General features: G+C 72.4%; 17 protein-coding genes. 9 read left to right on the top strand and 8 right to left on the bottom strand.

The window, feature by feature from the left end; all coding sequences use genetic code 11:
• The first annotated feature begins 58 nt into the window (after window positions 1–58).
• Window positions 59–1,372 (top strand): GNAT family N-acetyltransferase, encoded by a 1,314-nt coding sequence (locus G5C51_RS02650; protein ID WP_165230864.1) that lies wholly within the window; start codon window positions 59–61, stop codon window positions 1,370–1,372.
• On the opposite strand, the gene G5C51_RS02645 is transcribed toward G5C51_RS02650, so the two are convergent.
• The gene (locus G5C51_RS02645) at window positions 1,332–2,489 is read right to left on the bottom strand and encodes a trans-sulfuration enzyme family protein (RefSeq protein ID WP_165230861.1); all 1,158 of its coding nucleotides are present in this window, start codon (window positions 2,487–2,489) and stop codon (window positions 1,332–1,334) included. The genes G5C51_RS02650 and G5C51_RS02645 overlap by 41 nt on opposite strands.
• Window positions 2,490–2,549: 60 nt before the next feature.
• Between G5C51_RS02645 and G5C51_RS02640 the strand changes: the two genes are divergently transcribed.
• Genes G5C51_RS02640 through G5C51_RS02630 form a run of 3 tightly spaced genes read left to right on the top strand, consistent with a single transcriptional unit; the run spans window position 2,550 to window position 5,296 of the window.
• Window positions 2,550–3,029, top strand: coding sequence for an Lrp/AsnC family transcriptional regulator (locus tag G5C51_RS02640; protein WP_165230858.1), 480 nt, complete (start codon window positions 2,550–2,552; stop codon window positions 3,027–3,029).
• 33 nt (window positions 3,030–3,062) lie between these two features.
• Window positions 3,063–4,757, top strand: a complete 1,695-nt coding sequence (locus tag G5C51_RS02635) for a DUF885 domain-containing protein (protein ID WP_165230855.1) — start codon at window positions 3,063–3,065, stop codon at window positions 4,755–4,757.
• The gene (locus G5C51_RS02630; RefSeq protein WP_338117988.1) at window positions 4,754–5,296 is read left to right on the top strand and encodes a GNAT family N-acetyltransferase; all 543 of its coding nucleotides are present in this window, start codon (window positions 4,754–4,756) and stop codon (window positions 5,294–5,296) included. Before G5C51_RS02635 ends, G5C51_RS02630 begins: the two co-directional genes overlap by 4 nt.
• A gap of 112 nt (window positions 5,297–5,408) precedes the next feature.
• On the opposite strand, the gene G5C51_RS43940 is transcribed toward G5C51_RS02630, so the two are convergent.
• Entirely contained in the window at window positions 5,409–5,558 is a 150-nt protein-coding gene (locus tag G5C51_RS43940; protein ID WP_165231022.1) for a hypothetical protein, read from the bottom strand.
• Window positions 5,559–5,604: 46 nt separating this feature from the next.
• Entirely contained in the window at window positions 5,605–6,846 is a 1,242-nt protein-coding gene (locus G5C51_RS02620; protein ID WP_165230853.1) for an FAD-dependent monooxygenase, read from the bottom strand.
• A 72-nt stretch (window positions 6,847–6,918) separates the two neighbouring features.
• On the opposite strand from G5C51_RS02620, the gene G5C51_RS02615 reads away from it, so the two are divergent.
• Window positions 6,919–7,458, top strand: coding sequence for a TetR/AcrR family transcriptional regulator (locus tag G5C51_RS02615; protein ID WP_165230850.1), 540 nt, complete (start codon window positions 6,919–6,921; stop codon window positions 7,456–7,458).
• Window positions 7,459–7,464: 6 nt separating this feature from the next.
• On the opposite strand, the gene G5C51_RS02610 is transcribed toward G5C51_RS02615, so the two are convergent.
• The 4 genes from G5C51_RS02610 to G5C51_RS02595 are packed head-to-tail and all read right to left on the bottom strand — an operon-like array spanning window position 7,465 to window position 12,798.
• On the bottom strand, window positions 7,465–7,854 hold the full coding sequence (locus G5C51_RS02610) for an antibiotic biosynthesis monooxygenase family protein (RefSeq protein WP_165230847.1): 390 nt from the start codon (window positions 7,852–7,854) through the stop codon (window positions 7,465–7,467).
• Window positions 7,855–7,864: 10 nt separating this feature from the next.
• Window positions 7,865–10,957, bottom strand: a complete 3,093-nt coding sequence (locus tag G5C51_RS02605) for an AAA family ATPase (protein WP_165230843.1) — start codon at window positions 10,955–10,957, stop codon at window positions 7,865–7,867.
• The gene (locus G5C51_RS02600) at window positions 10,954–12,120 is read right to left on the bottom strand and encodes an exonuclease SbcCD subunit D (protein WP_165230840.1); all 1,167 of its coding nucleotides are present in this window, start codon (window positions 12,118–12,120) and stop codon (window positions 10,954–10,956) included. The genes G5C51_RS02605 and G5C51_RS02600 overlap by 4 nt, the downstream gene beginning before the upstream one ends.
• A 51-nt stretch (window positions 12,121–12,171) precedes the next feature.
• Complete coding sequence (locus tag G5C51_RS02595) at window positions 12,172–12,798, bottom strand: YigZ family protein (protein WP_165230837.1); 627 nt, start codon at window positions 12,796–12,798, stop codon at window positions 12,172–12,174.
• 62 nt (window positions 12,799–12,860) lie between these two features.
• On the opposite strand from G5C51_RS02595, the gene G5C51_RS02590 reads away from it, so the two are divergent.
• Entirely contained in the window at window positions 12,861–13,268 is a 408-nt protein-coding gene (locus G5C51_RS02590) for a CoA-binding protein (RefSeq protein ID WP_165230834.1), read from the top strand.
• A 46-nt stretch (window positions 13,269–13,314) separates the two neighbouring features.
• Here the strand turns inward: G5C51_RS02590 and G5C51_RS02585 are convergent, their stop codons facing one another.
• Window positions 13,315–14,811 (bottom strand): SulP family inorganic anion transporter, encoded by a 1,497-nt coding sequence (locus tag G5C51_RS02585; RefSeq protein ID WP_165230831.1) that lies wholly within the window; start codon window positions 14,809–14,811, stop codon window positions 13,315–13,317.
• Window positions 14,812–15,261: 450 nt separating this feature from the next.
• On the opposite strand from G5C51_RS02585, the gene G5C51_RS02580 reads away from it, so the two are divergent.
• The 3 genes from G5C51_RS02580 (at window position 15,262) to G5C51_RS02570 (ending at window position 17,529) form a co-directional block, all read left to right on the top strand.
• A complete protein-coding gene (locus G5C51_RS02580; protein WP_338117987.1) occupies window positions 15,262–15,774 on the top strand; it encodes a MarR family winged helix-turn-helix transcriptional regulator in 513 nt (170 codons plus the stop codon).
• A gap of 65 nt (window positions 15,775–15,839) precedes the next feature.
• Window positions 15,840–17,018, top strand: coding sequence for a Bcr/CflA family efflux MFS transporter (locus tag G5C51_RS02575; RefSeq protein WP_338117986.1), 1,179 nt, complete (start codon window positions 15,840–15,842; stop codon window positions 17,016–17,018).
• Window positions 17,019–17,373: 355 nt separating this feature from the next.
• On the top strand, window positions 17,374–17,529 hold the full coding sequence (locus G5C51_RS02570; RefSeq protein WP_165230775.1) for a hypothetical protein: 156 nt from the start codon (window positions 17,374–17,376) through the stop codon (window positions 17,527–17,529).
• Window positions 17,530–17,585: the final 56 nt, after the last annotated feature.

Below are 17,585 nucleotides of genomic sequence, written 5' to 3'. Positions count from 1 at the left end.
TACGCACCGGTCACAGCGCATTCGTGATCACGCAACAACGTTCGCCGAGGCTGTGACCATGATGAAAAGGAAGACTCAGCACACCTGGCGCCGGGACGTCGTCGAGCTGGCGGCGCTGTTCACCGCCGTGGTGGTGGCGGACAGCGTCGCCAAGACCGTACTCAAGGGTCCGGAGGGCCCACCCATGCTCGCCGTGTCCGCGATCGTGCTGCTCATCACGGTCGGGTTCCACACATGGTGGGCACACCGCAGGACCCACGCACCCCCTGATCCGGCCGCCGCGGCGGTCGCGGCCTCGGGCGGCGAGACGGCGCTGTGGCGGATGCGGACCACGGTGCGCGACGAGCCGGGGACCCTGGCCGCCGTCTGCGCGGCGCTGGCCGAGCACGCGGCCGACATCCTGACGCTGCAGACGCATCCGCTGGGTGACGGGACGGTGGACGAGTTCCTGCTGCGGGCCCCGGTGGCCGTGGACGGGGACGCCATCAAGGACGCCGTGGCGGGCGCCGGCGGCCGCGACACATGGCTGGAGCGGGCCGATCCGCACGACCTGGTCGACACCCCGACCCGGGTGCTGGGCCTGGCGACCCGTACCGCCATGGATCCGTCCGAGCTGCCGCTCGCGCTGCGCCGGCTGCTCGGCCGCTGCACCATCCACTCGGTGCCCGCCCTCTCCCCCGCCGGCCGCCCGCCGGCCGCGGAGGTGCCCGAGGAGGGCGTGCTCGAAGGCACCGTGATCCGGCTGCGCGACCCGTCGGGCGGGCAGCTGGCGATCGAGCGGCCGTATCTGCCGTTCACGCCGACCGAGTTCGCGCGGGCCCGGGCGCTGGTGGAGCTGGACACCCGGCTCGGGCCGCGGATGCCCACCTCCCGCGAGCAGGCCACGCTGCGGACCGGCAGCGATGTGTCCGTACGCCGCGCCGAGCCCGGCGACGTGGCAGCGGCGCGGGCGATGCACGACCGCTGCTCCCCCGACACCCTGGCGCTGCGCTACCACGGCCCGGTCGGCGACGCCGACCGCTACCTCAACCACCTGCTCAGCCCGCGCTTCGGCCGCACCCTCGCCGTCGAATCCGCCTCCGGCCGCCTCGTCGCCCTCGGGCATCTGCTGTGGGACGGCGACGAGGCGGAGGTGGCGGTGCTGGTCGAGGACGCCTGGCAGCGCCGCGGCATCGGCGCCGAGCTGCTGCGGAGACTGCTGGTGCTGGCGGACGAGGCCGGCTACGCGAGCGCGTACGCCGTCACCCAGTCGTCCAACACCGGCATGGTCGCCGCCATGCGCGGCCTCGGGCTGCCGCTCGACTACCAGGTCGAGGAGGGCACCCTCGTGATCACCGCACGGCTTCAGCCGGAGCCCGTACGGCGGCACTGAGCGCGGCGTCCAGGTCCGCCCACAGGTCCTCGACGTCCTCCAGGCCCACCGACATCCGCAGCAGCCGGTCGCTGATCCCGCCGCTGCGGCGGCCGTCCGCGCCGATGACGCGGTGGCTGATCGAGCCCGGGTGCTGGATCAGCGTGTCCACGCTGCCGAGGCTGACCGCCGGGGTGATCAGCTCGACCCCGGCGATCACCTCGTGCGGGTCGCCGTCGACCTCGAAGGCGACCATCGCGCCGCCGACCTTCGGGTAGTGGACCTTGGTGATACGGGGGTCCGCCTTGAGGCGGCGCACCAGCTCGGCGGCCGTGGCGGACTGGGCCTTCACGCGTACGGGCAGCGTCGACAGGCCGCGCAGCAGCAGATAGCCGGCGAGCGGGTGCAGGATGCCGCCGGTGGCGAAGCGGATCTGGCGCAGCTGCCGCGCGAACTCCTCGTCGCAGGCCACCACGCCGCCGAGGACGTCGCCGTGGCCGCCGAGGTACTTGGTCGCGCTGTGCAGCACGGCGCGGGCGCCGAGGGTCGCCGGGCGCTGCAGCACCGGGGTCGCGAAGGTGTTGTCGACCAGCAGCGGCACCTCGCCGCAGGAGTACGCCACCGCGCGCAGGTCCACCTCGGCGAGGGTCGGGTTCGCCGGGGTCTCGACCATCACCAGGCCGGTGTCGGGGCGGATCGCGTCGGCGATGCCCGCCGGGTCGGTCCAAGTCACCTCGGTGCCGAGCAGCCCAGCGGTCAGCAGGTGGTCGCTGCAGCCGTACAGCGGGCGGACGGCGACGATGTGCTTGAGGCCCTGCGAGGCCCGGACGAGAAGGGTCGCCGTCAGCGCCGCCATGCCGCTGGCGAAGGCGACCGCGGACTCGGTGCCCTCCAGGCGGGCGAGGGCGGTCTCGAAGCGGTCGACGGTCTCGTTGCCGAGCCGGCCGTAGACCGGCGGGCCCGCGGGCAGCGCGCCGGTGGCGGCGAACTCGTCGAGGCGGGCGGCCTCGGCGCGGCTGTCGGCGGACGGGTAGGTGGTCGACAGGTCGAGCGGGGCGGCGTGCAGGCCGCGGGCGGCGAGGTCTTCGCGCCCGGCGTGCACGGCCTCCGTGGCGAGGTTGCGCAGCGGGGTCTCCATGGAGATCAGGATGAATTCTCAGCGGGTGCTACCGGGCGGTTGCCGTGCTACGTTCGGCCGATGTCCGATAATCCCGCTCTCGATCCGGTAGACCTGGAGATTCTGCGGCTGCTGCAGAACGACGCCCGGATGACGAACCGCGACCTCGCCGCGGCCGCCGGCATCGCGCCCTCCACCTGCCTGGACCGGGTGGCGCGGCTGCGCCGGGCCGGGGTGATCGTCGGGCAGCGGCTGCGGGTCGATCCGGCGAAGCTGGGGCGGGGCCTGGAGGCGCTGCTGATGGTGCAGGTGCGGCCGCACCGGCGGGAGCTGATCGGCCCGTTCGTGGAGCGGGTGCGCGGTCTTGCGGAGTCGCGGGCGCTGTTCCATCTGACCGGGCCCGACGACTATCTGGTGCACGTGGCGGTGGCGGACACGGCCGATCTGCAGCGGCTCGTACTGGACGAGTTCACCTCCCGGCCCGAGGTGGCGCGGGTGGAGACCCGGCTGATCTTCCAGCAGTGGGAGTGCGGCCCGCTGCTCCCGTACGAACCCGCGTGACGTGCCCGCTGGTGATGTACGAGACTGGCCAGCATGTCCGAAACGAACGCGAATCCGCTGCCCCGCCAGGTCGCCGACGCCTACGTCGACGAGCTCGTCGCCCTCGACCCGATCACCGGCACCTACCTCGGCGTCCCCGGGAGCGAGACGAAGCTCCCCGACTTCTCCCCGGCCGGCCAGGAGACTCTTGCCGAGCTGTCCCGCACCACCCTGCGGAAGCTGGCCGAGGCGGAGGCCAGGCCCGGCGGTGACGCGGACGCCGAGCGGCGGTGCGCGCGGCTGCTGCGCGAGCGGCTGCAGGCGGAGCTGGCGGTGCACGAGGCCGACGAGGGGCTGCGCTCGGTCAGCAACCTCAACTCCCCCGCGCACTCGGTCCGCCAGGCCTTCACGCTGATGCCGACGGAGTCCGCGCAGGACTGGTCCGACATCGGCGCGCGGCTGCGTGCGGTACCGGCGTCGCTGGAGGGCTATCAGGAGTCGCTCGCGCTCGGCTTGGATCGCAAGCTGCCGGGCGGGCCGCGGCAGGTGACCGCCATGGTGGAGCAGCTCGGCGAGTGGGCCGGGGACAGCGAGGGCGGCGAGAGCTGGTTCACGCAGCTCGTGTCCGAGGGGCCGGCGGAGCAGTCCGCCGAGCTCGCCTCGTCCGCGCAGGCCGCGACCGACGCGGTGCTGCGGCTCCGCGACTGGCTGCGGGACGTCTACGCGCCGGGCATCGAGGGCGCGCCGGACGTCGTCGGCCGCGAGCGCTACGCCCGCTTCTCGCGCTACTGGAACGGCACCGACCTGGACCTCGACGAGGCGTACACGTACGGCTGGTCCGAGTACCACCGGCTGCTCGCCGAGATGAAGACCGAGGCGGAGAAGGTGCTGCCGGGCGCCAAGACCCCCTGGGAGGCGCTTGCTTGGCTGGAGGACCACGGGCAGGCGGTCGAGGGCGTCGAGGAGACGCGCGAGTGGCTGCAGTCGCTGATGGACGAGGCGATCGAGAAGCTGGACGGCACCCACTTCGAGCTCGCCGAGCGGGTCAAGCGGGTCGAGTCCCGGATCGCGCCGCCCGGTTCGGCCGCGGCGCCGTACTACACCGGCCCGTCGCTGGACTTCTCGCGCCCCGGCCGCACCTGGCTGCCGACGATGGGGCAGACCCGCTTCCCGGTCTACGACCTCGTCTCGACCTGGTACCACGAGGGCGTGCCGGGCCACCATCTGCAGCTGGCGCAGTGGACGCATGTCGCCGAGCAGCTCTCCCGCTACCAGACGACCGTCGGCATGGTGTCGGCGAATGCCGAGGGCTGGGCGCTGTACGCCGAGCGGCTGATGGACGAGCTCGGGTTCCTGACGTCGGCCGAGACCCGGCTCGGCTATCTCGACGCGCAGATGATGCGCGCGGTGCGGGTCATCATCGACATCGGGATGCACCTGCAGCTGACCGTCCCCGCCGACTCGCCGTTCCACCCGGGCGAGACCTGGACGCCGGAGCTGGCGCAGGAGTTCTTCGGCATGCACAGCGGGCGGCCCGCGGACTTCGTGCAGAGCGAGCTGATCCGCTACCAGGGCATGGCGGGCCAGGCGATCGGCTACAAGCTCGGCGAACGCGCCTGGCTGCAGGGCCGGGACGCCGCTCGTACCGCACACGGCGACGCCTTCGACGCGAAGACGTGGCACATGGCGGCGCTGTCGCTCGGATCCCTCGGCCTCGACGATCTGGTCGCGGAGCTGTCGGCGCTGTGACGACGCGCGATGCCGGCCCGCAGGTGCTCACCGCGGGCCGGGTCACCCTGCGCGAGCTGGCTCCCACCCAGCTCGCGCAGGTCGCCGATGGCCAGAGCGGCGGCCTGGTCTGGATCGACGGGGCGCCGCCGGAGGGTACGTCCACCGGCGCACGGATGATGGTCAAGGCCGTGCTGCTGGGCACGCACCGGCCGGGGTGGGGCTCGTACGCGATCACCAGGACCGAGGACGGGGTGGCGCTGGGCGGGATCGGATTCCACGCGGCGCCGGATGCGGACGGGGCGGTGGAGATCGGCTACGACCTGTCGGTGTCCGCGCGCGGCGGCGGTTGGGCCACGGACGCCGTCCGGCTGCTGTGCGGGTGGGCCGCCGGGCAGCCCGGGGTGCGACTGCTGCGGGCGAAGACCGAGCCGGGCAACGCCGCTTCGCAGCGGGTGCTGGCGCGGGCCGGATTCCGGCAGATCGGGGTGGAGTGCGGGGCGGACGAGGAGTGGTTCTTGTACGAGTTGCCCGGGGCGACCGTTCGCTCGTCCGGTTGACGAGTACGCGCCGAACCGCATCTGCTCCGCGGATACGTCGTTTTATCTGATACAGCCGCATGCGGGGGTGCGCGGCCGGGTCGCCTTCCTCCCGCCTGGCCCGCCGCCCCCGCTACGGCCGGCTCCGGGCGGCCGAGACGTTCGCCGGGTACATCGCGACCATCAGCGCGATCAGGCAGGCAGCGGTGACGCGCGCGGTCGCGGGGATGAGAACGCCGACGGCCCCGGCGAGTTCGAGGATGCCGGTGAGCGTGACGAGCAGGCCGGGGTTGGGGAGTGTCCCGCCAGGAGCGCGATAAGTGGTTCCATCAGAGCCTCCGCCCTTCGGCGGCCGGCGAAGCTGCGGTGAGTGACGGCTGGTGGTCGTCGAGGGTCATCGCGTCGTAGAGGCGCGCGCTCTTGGTGGTGAGGCGGACGAGGGCGCGGCTGGGGCCCGGGGGCAGGGCGGAGATCAGGCGGGTGCCCTGGGCCAGTCCCCACACGCCGAGGCGGGAGGTGGGGACCAGGGTCTTGGCGGCGCTCCGGGCGACCTCGCGGCTGCCGCGTACGTGCGCTGCCATCGCCCGCTCATAGGCGGGGAAGGCGCGTTCGTGGTCGCCGCCCGCCCGTGCCAGTTCCCGGGCGAGGATGTAGGCGCCGACTATCGCCAGGGTGGTGCCGCCGCCGACGGCCGGGCCGGGGCAGTAGCCCGCGTCGCCGACGAGCGTCACCCGTCCCCTCGACCAGGTGTCCATGCGGAGCTGGGTGATGGAGTCGAAGTAGAACGCCGGGGTACGGTCGAGCTCGGCCAGCCAGCGGTCCACGTCGGGGTGCAGGCCGGCGAACGCGCCGCGCAGCAGCTCCTTTTGCCGGGAGACGTCGCGATGGTGGCAGTCGAGCTCGTGCTCGCTGCGGAAGAGGAACAGTGCCCGTGCGTCGTCGAGATGTCGGGCGCCGAAGATGCCGGCCGTACGGCCGACGCCGACGTGGATGTGGAGTTCGCCGTCGAGGGCGTAGGCGGCCGGCAGGGTCAGCACCCCGAGATAGGCGCCGATGAAGCTGCCGAAGCGGGATTCGTCGCCGAAGGTGAGGCGGCGCACGTTGGAGTGCAGCCCGTCCGCGCCGACGACGAGGCCGAAACGGCGGGGCGCGGCGCTCTCGAACCGCACCTCGCCGTCGGGTGAGATCGCGGTGATCGAGTCGTTGAAGACGTACTCGACGTCGTCGCGCGTGGCGTCGTAGTAGATCTCGCTCAGGTCGTCACGCATGATCTCGAGGTGCCGGTCGGAGGTGGCACTGAAGATCTTGGCGAGGTCCACGCGGACGGGCTTCTTCCTGCCCTCCCGGTGGAGGCTCAACCGGCGGGCGCCGGTGGCCCATTCCTCGGCGTCCCGGAGCACGCCCATCTTCTCCGTGATGTCCATCGCGGGCCGGAACAGGTCGATCGCGTGGCCACCGGTCCTGCGTAACGCTGCCGCGCGCTCGACGACGGTGACGGAGAAGCCGTGCCTGGTGAGCCAGTACGCCAGCACCGGACCGGCGATGCTGGCGCCGGAGATGAGGATCCGCATGATCCGCCTCCTTACTTAACGATAGGTAAGTACACGGTACTTACCTATCGTTAAGTCAGATAGGGTGCCGACATGCCTCGTCCTTCGGCCACTCGACAGCGGATCCTGGAGGTCGCCCGCGAGCTGTTCGTCCAGCAGGGTGTGCAGCGGACCAGCCTGCAGGCGATCGCCGACCGGCTGGGCATCACCAAGCCGGCGCTCTACTACCACTTCTCGTCACGCGAGGACCTGGTCCGCAGCATCGTGCAGCCGATCCTCGACGAGGAAGAGGCGTTCCTGGCGCGCCAGGAGGCGCTGGATGAAGTCGCGCCCCGGGCCCTGCTCGAGGGCTACTTCGACTTCCACTACCGCCACCGCAAAGAGATGGTGCTCATCCTCAGCGAGCTGACCACGCTCGCCGATCTTGGCCTGATCGACCGCGTGATGGACTGGCGCGGGCGGCTGACGAAGCTGCTGCACGGCCCCGAACCCACCCTGGAGCAGGCCACTCGGGCCGCAATAGCCATCGGCGGCCTCCAGGACTGCACGCTCCAATTCGCCGACGTCCCCGAAGACGAGCTCCGCCGGGCGGCGTTGGACGGCGCCTGCGCCGCCCTGGGCTTGGAGCCGTAGCACCGCTCAGCCGCGCCCCCCGAACCGCACAAAGCCCGTGTGCCGCGGCGCGATCCGCAGGTCGGCGCCGGTCGCGTCACGTATCCCCGCGAGCACGTCGGGGTCCGGCTCGCCGAAGATCTCGAAGCGCTCGATGCTGCAGTGCTTCATGACCTCTTGGATGTACGGGTCCGACATCTTCCAGTGGGCGCGGACGGCGTCCGAGTCGCGGAAGAGCTGGAAGCTGTGGGCGAGGTGCTGCTCCTCGTCGATGAAGACCTCCACCATCAGCTGCGGGCCATGCTCTTCGACATAGCCCACCCCCTGCTCGATGGCGCGGCGGAATGCGTCTAGGTGCCCCTCGGTGATGCGCATCGTGTTGCGGAAGAGGAGGAGTCCGCTGTCCGGTGTATCCATGCCATGAGCGTCACACCTCAACCGCGCTTGAGGTCAAGGCCGTCGTGTGGTGGCGGACCTCCGAGCCGGAGCGGCCCTTGAGCACCTCGAGTTGGACGGGGATGCGGCGCCGCAGGTCCGGCACGTGGCTGACGATGCCCACCGTGCGGTCGCGTTCGCGCAGGCCGTCGAGGACGTCGAGGACCTCGTCGAGAGTCTGCTCGTCGAGGCTGCCGAAGCCCTCATCGATGAAGAGCGTGTCCAGGCGGACGCCGCCGGCCTCCTCGGTGACGACATCGGCCAGGCCCAGGGCGAGGGCGAGGGAGGCGAAGAAGGACTCGCCGCCGGAGAGGGTGGCGGTGTCCCGCTCGGCGCCGGTCCAGGCGTCGATGACATGCAGGCCGAGGCCGCTGCGGCCGCGGCCGCTGGCCTTGTCGCGGGTGTCGGAGTGGACGAGGGTGTAGCGGCCGCCGGACATCCGGGCCAGCCGCACGGACGCGGCGTGCGCGACCTGTTCGAGCCGGGCGGCCAGGACGTAGGACTCCAGGCGCATCTTCCGCTCGTTCTCCGCGGAGGTGCCGGCGGCGAGGCCGGCGAGCCGGGCGATGCGGTCGTACGCGGCGCGCACCGGGGCCAGTTCGCGGATGCCGTCCGCGGTGTCCGCCGAGAGCCGGTCCAGGTCGGCGCAGCGCTGCTCTGACGCGTGCTCGGCGGCGGAGGCGGCGCGCAGCCGCCGGGTGGCGATGTCGGCGGCGGTCTGCGCGGCGGGCACATCCGCGGGCGGGCGGGCGGCGGCCGCGGTCGTACGGGCGTCGCCGAGCACCGCCGCGACGGCGGCCTCCTCGCGCTGCCAGCCGTCCAGGCGATGCTGCAGCGCGCGCCGGCCTTCGGCGTCGAGCCAGGCGTCGGCGGCGGCCATCGGCGTGTCGAACCCGGCCCGGTACGCGGCGTCGGCGAGTCGCGCGTCGGCCTCCTTCAGCCGCAGCGCCGAGAGCTCCAGGCGGCGCGCCGCCTCCGCCCCCTGCAGCAGCAGCTCCGCCTGCCGGTCGAGCTCGGCGGTGCGGGCGGCCACGGACGGGGCGTCGCCGCGGGCCTTGGCCACCTCGTGCTCCACCGTGGCGCGTTCGGCGAGGAGCGCTTCGCGGCGGGAGGTGCGGGCGGCGGCCCGCCGGCGGGCTTCCTGGGCGCGGGCCGTACGACGGTCGTGCTCGGCCGTGGCGGCGTCCAGGGCCTCGCGGGCGGCGAAGGCGTCGCCGGCCGCGAGGCGGGCGGCGCGCTCGTCGGCTGCCAGTTGGTCGGCGACGGCGGCGAGGGCGGCGGCGGATGGTTCGGCTGTGCGGTCGGCCGCCGGTTCCGCGCCCGTGCGGCCGGCAGCCGGAAGCACGGTATCCGTGGGGCCCTCGGCCACCTCCTGCTCAGCTGCCGCCAGCGCTTCGGAGAGTGAGCGCAGCCGCTGCTGGGCGTCCTCGCGCAGTCGCTCCAGGCGGCGGTGCTCGGCGAGGGCCCGTTCCTCCGTCTCCTTGTCGACGTGGTCGTCCTGCGGCCGGGCGGGCGCGGGGTGTTCGGCGGAACCGCACACGGGGCAGTCGGCGCCGGGCTCCAGACCTGCGGCCAGTTCGGCGGCGATGGACAGCAGCCGGGCCTCGCGCATGTCGAGCCAGGCCTGGTGGGCGGCGGCGGCCGTCTCGCGCGCGTCGAGCAAATGCCGTTCTGCGTCGGTTACCTGGTCGCGCAGCGTGTCGCGGCGGTGTGCGGCCTCGGCCGTGCGGCGTGCCGGTGCCAGCCGGGCGGCGAGCTGCTCGGCGCGGGTCGCGGCCTCCTGGGCGGCATCGAGGCGGCGCTGCAGGCCTTCCCGGGTGGCGTCCCAGCTCTCCAGCCAGGCATCGGCCTCGCGGGCGATCTCCTCGTCGGCGGACGACTCCCGCTCCAGGCCGTCGAGTTCGGCGGCGAGGTCGGCGCTGCGGGATTCCGCGCGGCGGGCCGCCTCGAGGGAGCCGAGCTCCCGGCGGACCCGGCGCTCGCGGGCGGCGAGCTGGTCGGCGGGTTCGGTGTCGATCCCGTCGGGCAGCAGCGCGCGGGCCTGCTGCTCGGCGGCGGCGGCCGAGCGGTGCTCGGTGTCGGCGGCGGCGCGCAGGTCGAGTGCGGGGGTGACGGCGTCGGCGGCGCGGGCGCGGTCCAGGCGGGCGGCGGCCCGGTCCCGTTCGGGGCGCTGCCCGTCGAGGGCGGCCTCGCGGCGGCGGGCGTCGGCGTGCGCCTGCTGGAGCCGGGCGAGGTCCCGTGCCTCCTCGAGGGAGTCCGTCGCCGCCGCGTGCGCCTGCTCGGCGGTCCTGGCGGCCAGCAGGTCGATGTCGCGGCGCTCGCGGGCGCCCGTACGGACCTGGGCCGCCCACTGCAGCAGCTCCTCGCCGATCCCCGGGTCGCCGGGGGCGAGTTCGGGGCGGGGCGCCTCCGGAGAGTCGGCGGCCTGCTCGATGCGGTGGGCCAGGCCGAGGAGCCGCTCGTCGCCCGCGCGCACGTCGTCGTGCGCGCCGCGGCGCAGCTCGGCGAGGCGGTCCTCGACGGCGGCGAAGCGGCGGGTGTCGAAGAGCCGGCCGAGGAGGGTGGCGCGGGCCTGGGCGTCGGCGCGCAGGAAGCGCGCGAAGTCCCCTTGCGGCAGCAGCACGACCTGGCAGAACTGCTCCCGGGTCATGCCCAGCAGCTGTCCGATCTCCTCGCCGATCTCCTGGTGGGAGCGGCTGAGCCCCTTCCAGTCGTCGGCGGCCGCGTCCCACTCGACCAGCAGACTGACGGCCTTCTCCTCGGTGAACCCGCTGCCGCGCTTCTTCGGCCGCGGCTGCGCGGGACGGCGGGTCAGGCGCAACCGCCGCCCGGCGACGGTCAGTTCGAGCTCCACCTCGGTCGGCGTCCCGGCATCGGCATGGTCGCTGCGCAGCGACCCGCCCTGGCGGGCGCCGGGGACGCCGCCGTAGAGGGCGAAGCAGACGGCGTCCAGGACAGAGGTCTTGCCCGCGCCCGTAGCCCCGTGCAGCAGGAAGATGCCGGCGCCGGACAGCGCGTCGAAGTCGATCTCCTGGACGGCGGCGAACGGCCCGAAGGCGCGGACGGCGAGCCGGTGCAGCCTCAACGCACCGCCTCCTCGCGCGCCATGGCGGCTCTGACGCTGTCGAAGGCGCCGCCGAGCACCTCCCGCTCCCCCGCGGTGGGCCCTTCGCCCGCCCGTACGTGCCGCACGAAGTCCTCCGCGATCTCGGTGTCACTGCGCCCGCGCAGCCGCTCGGCATACGACTCCTGGGCCTCCTCATCCTGCCGCTCCGGCTCGAAGACGAGGCTGATCACATGCGGGAAGCGCGCGGCGAGCCGGGCCATCGGCTCGGCAGGCCGCGCCGGGTCGGTGATGACGGCCTCCACCCACGCGTCCTCGTGCGCCTCGTGCACCGGGTCGTCGAGCAGGTCGTCGAGGCGGCCGCGGAGGCGGGCGAGCGGTCGCGGCACGGGGCAGTCGATGCGCTCGGCTGCGATGTCGCCGGCCTCGTCGAGGTCGATCTGCCACACCGTCTTGCGGTGCGCGGCCTCGGAGAAGGAGTACGCGAGCGGCGAGCCCGAATAGCGCACCCGCTCGCTGAGGGTCTGGCAGCCGTGGAGATGGCCCAGGGCCACGTAATCGACACCGGCGAAGACGCCGGCGGGCACGGACGCGACGCCGCCGACGGTGATGTCCCGCTCGCTGTCGGAGCCCTGGCCGCCGGTGACGAAGGCGTGCGCGAGCACGACGGTGCGGGTGCCTTGTGCCCGCCCGGCGAGGTCCGCCCGCACCCGGTCCATGGCGGCGGTCAGCACGGCCGCGTGCCCGTTCTCCTCGACGCCCAGGTCCGCGCGCACCAGGGCGGGCTCGAGATACGGCAGCCCGTAGAGCGCCACGTCGCCGTGCGCGTCCCGCAGCAGCACCGGTTCGCCGCAGCGGGCCGGGTCCGTACGCAGATGGATGCCCGCCCGCTCGATCAGCCGGGAGCCGACGCCGAGACGGCGGGCCGAGTCATGATTCCCGGGCGTCATCACCACCGGGATGCCCAGCTCCGCGAGCCGCTGCAGCGCGTCGTCGTACAGCTCGACCGCGGCCAGCGGGGGCACCGCCCGGTCGTACACATCCCCGGCCACCAGCACCGCGTCGACCTCGCGCTCGGCCGCGGCGGCCACCAGGAAGTCGATGAACTGCCGCTGCGCGGCAAGCAGGTTCACCCGGTGGAAGGAGCGGCCGAGATGCCAGTCCGACGTGTGCAGGAATCTCATGACGCACGACTGTATCGACGGGGTCTGACAACGCCGTTCAGAACCCCCGCATCAGCCGCTCCCGTACGTCTCCCCGCCCAGCTCCACCCGCGCGGACCCGGCGGTCACGTCCGCAAGCCAGGCGCGGAAGGCGGGCAGCTCCGGCTCCGGCAGGGCGACGTCGATGTCCACCTCGGCGCCGTAGCGCACGCCCCGCACCGAGCGGCCAGTGGCGCGCAGATCGTTCTCCACCTTCCCGGCCCGCTGATGGTCGACGGTGACGGTGAGCAGCCGGAAGCGCTGCCGGGTAACCGTGCCGACGGCGTCGAGCGCCGCGCCGACCGCGCCGCCGTACGCGCGGATGAGCCCACCGGCGCCCAGCTTCGTACCGCCGAAATAGCGGGTGACGACCGCGACGACATTACGGACCTCGCGCCGGAGCAGCATCTGCAGCATGGGCAGCCCCGCGGTCCCGCCCGGCTCGCCGTCGTCGTCGCCCTTCTGGATCGCGCCGTCGGCGCCGATGACGTAGGCGGTGCAGTGGTGCGAGGCGGCCGGGTGCTCCTTGCGGACGCGCGCGATGAAGTCCTGCGCCTCGGCCTCGGTCGCCACCGGCGCCAGCGCGCAGATGAACCGCGACCGGTTCACCTCGGTCTCGTGCACGCCCTCCCGGGCGACCGTCTCGTACTGCTCCTGCATCCCGTCACCCTAATGCGGGCAGGTCCGGGAATCGGGAGGGCGGGGTCGTCGTTGTGACGGGCATGTATGGAGACGCGGAGACGGTACGCAAGATCCTGACCGAGACGGGCGACACCTGGGCGGTGGTCGGCCTCTCCAACAACCAGTCACGAGCCGCCTACGGCGTGGCCGACGTCCTGCAGCGCTTCGGCAAGCGCATCGTGCCGGTCCACCCGAAGGCCGAGCCCGTCCACGGTGAGCAGGGGTACGCGAGCCTGGCGGATATCCCCTTTCCGGTGGATGTGGTGGATGTCTTCGTGAACAGCGACCTGGCCGGCCCGGTGGCCGACGAGGCGGCGGCGATCGGCGCGAAGGCGGTGTGGTTCCAGCTCGGCGTCATCGACGAGGCGGCGTATGAGCGGACGCGGGCGGCGGGGCTGGAGATGGTGATGGACCGGTGCCCGGCGATCGAGATCCCGCGATTGAGCTGAGGGAGCAAGCGCAGCGCACAGCGCCAGGAGCTTGTGCTGGTCGCCCTCAGTGCGAGGTCAGCTCGCCGGCCAGCTCTTCGTGCATCTCGGCGCTGGGCTTGTTCAGGCCGGTGATGGTGACCTTCTTGCCGCGCTGGGTGTACTTGGTCTCGATCGCGTCCAGGGCGGCGACCGACGATGCGTCCCAGATGTGCGCGCAGGACAGATCGATGACGACGTCGTCCGGGTCGTCCTGGTAATTGAACTGGTGGACCAGGTCGTTGGACGAGGCGAAGAAGAGCTCGCCGGTGACGGAGTAGACGACCTGCTTGCCGTCCGGGTCCAGTACCCCGGAGACGTTCGCCAGGTGGGCGACTCGGCGGGCGAAGATCACCATGGCGGTGAGGGAGCCGGCGACGACGCCGATGGCGAGGTTGTGGGTGGCCACCACGCAGGCGACGGTGACGGTCATGACCAGGGTCTCGCCGAGCGGCATCCGCTTGAGCGTCTTCGGCCGGACGGAGTGCCAGTCGAAGGTGGCGACCGAGACCATGATCATGACGGCGACCAGGGCGCCCATCGGGATGTCGGAGACGAGCGGGCCGAAGACGATGCACAGCACCATCAGGAAGCTGCCGGCCAGGAACGTCGACAGCCGGGTGCGGGCCCCGGACACCTTCACGTTGATCATCGTCTGACCGATCATCGCGCAGCCGCCCATGCCGCCGAAGAAGCCGGTGACGATGTTGGCGATGCCCTGGCCGATCGACTCGCGGGTCTTGCCGGAGCGGGTATCGGTGATGTCGTCGACCAGCTTCGCGGTCATCAGCGACTCCATCAGCCCGACCAGCGCGAAGGCGAGCGCGTACGGGGCGATGGTGGTCAGGGTCTCCAGGGTGAACGGCACGTCCGGCAGGCCCGGCGTCGGCAGCGAGGAGGGCAGCTCGCCCTTGTCGCCGACGGTGGGCACGGCGATGCCGGCGCCCACGGTGATCACGGTGAGGATGACGATGGAGACGAGCGGCGCGGGCACGGTCTTCGTAAGGCGGGGGAAGAGCACCATCAGCGCCAGCCCGCCGGCGATCAGCGGATACACGGCCCAGGGCACGTCGCGCATCTCCGGCACCTGCGCCATGAAGATCAGGATCGCGAGGGCGTTGACGAAGCCAACCATGACGCTGCGCGGCACGAACCGCATCAGCTTGGCCACCCCGAGGGCTCCCATGGCCATCTGGAAGATGCCGCCGAGGATGACGGCGGCGATCAGGTAGCCGAGGCCGTGCTCGCGGTTGAGCGGGGCGATGACCAGGGCTATCGCTCCCGTAGCGGCGGAGATCATCGCCTTGCGGCCGCCGACTATGGAGATCACTACGGCCATGGTGAAGGACGCGAAGAGGCCGACGCTCGGGTCGACCCCGGCAATGATCGAGAACGAGATCGCCTCAGGTATCAAGGCCAGGGCGACCACCAGGCCGGCCAGCACCTCGGTGCGGAGGATCTTCGGGGACCGCAGGAAGTCGGGGCGCGACAGACGCAGCCGCGGGGACGCGGAGACTGTGGACATGCAACCGTTCTTCGTTCAGGCGCACCCGTCCCAGCGGACGTACTTGCGCGGTCGTGCGCGACTCCACGCTGGGAGCGGGCGGAGTCCTCGGCCACCCGGGCCGCCCGCGGGGCGAGCGTCCTGCCGACTGGAGCGGGCAGCTTCATCGCTGCCGGTCGGGCGTCATTACCCGGAGGTCTGCGGATGCCACCGGGCCCGATTCGGGACCGTGAGCCGATGTACGGCGTGGGTGGCTGCGTAAAGACTCTACCCCCCTCCGGCCTGCAGCAAGAACGGCTGCCGTCCCTCCGGCTGACGAACGGGAGCGGCTGCGCGACCGGCCTGGCGCCCGCGGCTGACGGCAGCGCCGTGACGCACGGACCTCGGCAGGGTAGAAGCAAGTCAAAGCTTGGTAGATAAGGCGTGTTTGAGGGATTCTCACATCGAACACCCAAGGTTTAGCTTGGTTATGTGGATGCTGACGAAGAAGATCTGTACACCGCCGAGCAGCTTCGGTGGGGCGTCTCGCGGCTGGCTTCCCGGATGCGTGCCGAGCACCAGGGCAGCCCCGAACCGCTGACCCGGCTGTCCTCATCGATTCTGGCCAACCTCAAGCACCGCGGCCCGCTTGCGATCAGTGAACTGGCGGCGATCGAAGGGGTGCAGGCCCAGTCGCTGACTCGGGTGGTGCAGGAACTCGAGCGCCAGGGCAGGGTGGCCCGCCGCCGCAGCAGCACCGACAAGCGGCGTCAGGACATCGCCGTAACCGAAGCGGGCGAGCAGGCACTCCGGGAGCACGTGAGGGACGGCAATGCCTGGCTGGCGTCGGCACTGGCGCGGACCTTGACTCCCGCGGAGCGCGGCCTGCTGCGGCTGGCCGGTGAGCTCATGCAGCAACTCGCGTTGGTTGACTTGGATTTGACGGAGCGAACGGCACCTGAAGAAGACGGACGGCGGCCGGGTGAGGAAGGGCGCGCACGGTGACGCCCGGACGCACGCGTCGGCCACGGGGGCCGGTCCGAGCGGCGTCGAATTCCGGCTCTCGCACCGTGTTCCTGGCGGTCATAGCCGGCCTCGGCGGCGTGAGCCCGCTGGCGACGGACATGTACGTGCCGGGGTTACCGGACATGGCGCGCTCCTTGGGCACGAGCAGTGCCGGGGCGCAGGCGACACTGACGGCGTTCCTGCTCGGCGTGATCGCCGGACAGCTCGTCCTGGGGCCCCTGAGCGACCTGGTGGGGCGCCGGCCCGTCCTGCTGCTGGGCACCTCCGCGTTCGCGGTCTTCAGCTTTGGGTGCGCGTGCGCGCCGACCATCGAGGTGATGACGGCGCTGCGGTTCGGCCAGGGCGTCAGCGGAGCCGCGGGCATCGTCGTCGGGCGGGCAGTGATCGTTGATCTCTACCGCGGGGTCGAACTCTCCCGGGCCTACGCCACGCTGTCCGCGATCGGAGCGCTCGGGCCGGTGATCGCGCCGGTCCTGGGCGGCGCCCTCCTGGCTGTGGCGCCCTGGCGGTTCGTGTTCGTGGCGCTCGCCCTGGCCGGCGCGATCCTCGCCATGGGAGCCGCGCGGGTCGTACCCGAGTCACTGCCACCCGAACTGCGGATCAGAGGCGGAGCCGGCGGAGCGCTGCGCGCCGCCGGGACACTGCTGTCGCGGCCCACTGTCCTGGCGCCGGTGCTGACCATGGGCTGCCTGGGCGCCGCCGTCTTCTCCTACATCGCCGGGGCGACATTCGTCCTCCACGACCTGCTGCACCTGCCGGCCACGATGAGCAGCCTCGTCTACGGGGTGAACGCCGTCGCCAACCTCGGCGCGGCCCTCCTGTACAGGCGGTTGGTCCGCAGGCTGCGTGCCGAGACGCTCATGGTCATCGGCGCCGTGCTGGGGCTGGGCGGCCAGCTCCTCCTTCTGGTCCTCACCGCGGCGGTGGGGTCGCAGCTCTGGTCCTTCTGCCTGTGCCTGCTCATCAGCGTCCCGTCCTTCGGGTTCCTGTTTCCCGCGGCAAGTGCCGTGGGACAGAGCCGCGGCCGGCAGGCCCCGGGCACGATGTCCGCGCTGCTGGGCGTGGCCCAGTTCTCCTTCGGCGCCGCAGCCTCCCCCCTCATCGGCCTCTTCGGCACCCGCAGCACCGCCCCCATGGCCGTGGTGATGGGCGGCTTCCTGGCGCTGGCGACCGCGGGAGCGCTGGTCTGCCGGCACCAGAGCCGGGCAACTGCGGGTCAATGACCGTGTGCCGGAACCAGCAGTCAGGCGTACAGCTCGGCAATACCGGTGGAACACGGCACCCCGGGCCTGATCAGCGGCGTGAACGTCGACGAGGACGTAGAAGGCGAGTCCCACGGCGCAGGCGGTGAGGGGCACAGCCACGTCCGCCGGGTCGAGGCCGGGGCGACTCGGCCGGCGGCCCCCTTCCGTCACCACCTCATGTCCGCGCGGCTCCAGTCGATCCTCCGTGTCAACCGCGAAGTACTCCGTGGCCCTGCCGGCTTGGATTGCGGCCAGATCGGCCCGGAAGTCGCGCATCAACCGGGTCATCCACCTGCTCGGCAGAGATAAACACGGAGAAGGGAGGTAACCCACCGTGGCAACCCCGACAGCGGCACCCAGCCGCCCCGTTCCGGTCGAGCTCACCACCCGCCCCCTCGCCCAGGACGAGCTGGAGATCGTCGGCGACCTCGACACCATGGTCGAGACCGTCATGTGCTCCTGCAGCGCCGGCGACGACCAGCCGTACTGACGCACCATGCTTCCCCGCAGGCCGCCACGACTCGTCATTGGGTCGTGGCGGTCGAC

Source organism: Streptomyces coryli, from assembly GCF_011044975.1.
GTDB classification, from domain to species: domain Bacteria; phylum Actinomycetota; class Actinomycetes; order Streptomycetales; family Streptomycetaceae; genus Streptomyces; species Streptomyces coryli.
The sequence above is the reverse complement of the archived record's forward strand: the minus strand, read 5'-3'. Positions and strand labels throughout refer to the sequence as shown.

What these genes read in the sequence shown, in the direction of transcription:
- G5C51_RS02600 (WP_165230840.1), bottom strand. Translation starts at nt 12,120, where the DNA reads ATGAGATTCCTGCACACGTCGGACTGGCATCTCGGCCGCTCCTTCCAC.
- G5C51_RS02650 (WP_165230864.1), top strand. Translation starts at nt 59, where the DNA reads ATGATGAAAAGGAAGACTCAGCACACCTGGCGCCGGGACGTCGTCGAG.
- G5C51_RS02635 (WP_165230855.1), top strand. Translation starts at nt 3,063, where the DNA reads ATGTCCGAAACGAACGCGAATCCGCTGCCCCGCCAGGTCGCCGACGCC.
- G5C51_RS02590 (WP_165230834.1), top strand. Translation starts at nt 12,861, where the DNA reads ATGTATGGAGACGCGGAGACGGTACGCAAGATCCTGACCGAGACGGGC.
- G5C51_RS02645 (WP_165230861.1), bottom strand. Translation starts at nt 2,489, where the DNA reads ATGGAGACCCCGCTGCGCAACCTCGCCACGGAGGCCGTGCACGCCGGG.
- G5C51_RS02615 (WP_165230850.1), top strand. Translation starts at nt 6,919, where the DNA reads ATGCCTCGTCCTTCGGCCACTCGACAGCGGATCCTGGAGGTCGCCCGC.
- G5C51_RS02610 (WP_165230847.1), bottom strand. Translation starts at nt 7,854, where the DNA reads ATGGATACACCGGACAGCGGACTCCTCCTCTTCCGCAACACGATGCGC.
- G5C51_RS02585 (WP_165230831.1), bottom strand. Translation starts at nt 14,811, where the DNA reads ATGTCCACAGTCTCCGCGTCCCCGCGGCTGCGTCTGTCGCGCCCCGAC.
- G5C51_RS02620 (WP_165230853.1), bottom strand. Translation starts at nt 6,846, where the DNA reads ATGCGGATCCTCATCTCCGGCGCCAGCATCGCCGGTCCGGTGCTGGCG.
- G5C51_RS02595 (WP_165230837.1), bottom strand. Translation starts at nt 12,798, where the DNA reads ATGCAGGAGCAGTACGAGACGGTCGCCCGGGAGGGCGTGCACGAGACC.
- G5C51_RS02640 (WP_165230858.1), top strand. Translation starts at nt 2,550, where the DNA reads ATGTCCGATAATCCCGCTCTCGATCCGGTAGACCTGGAGATTCTGCGG.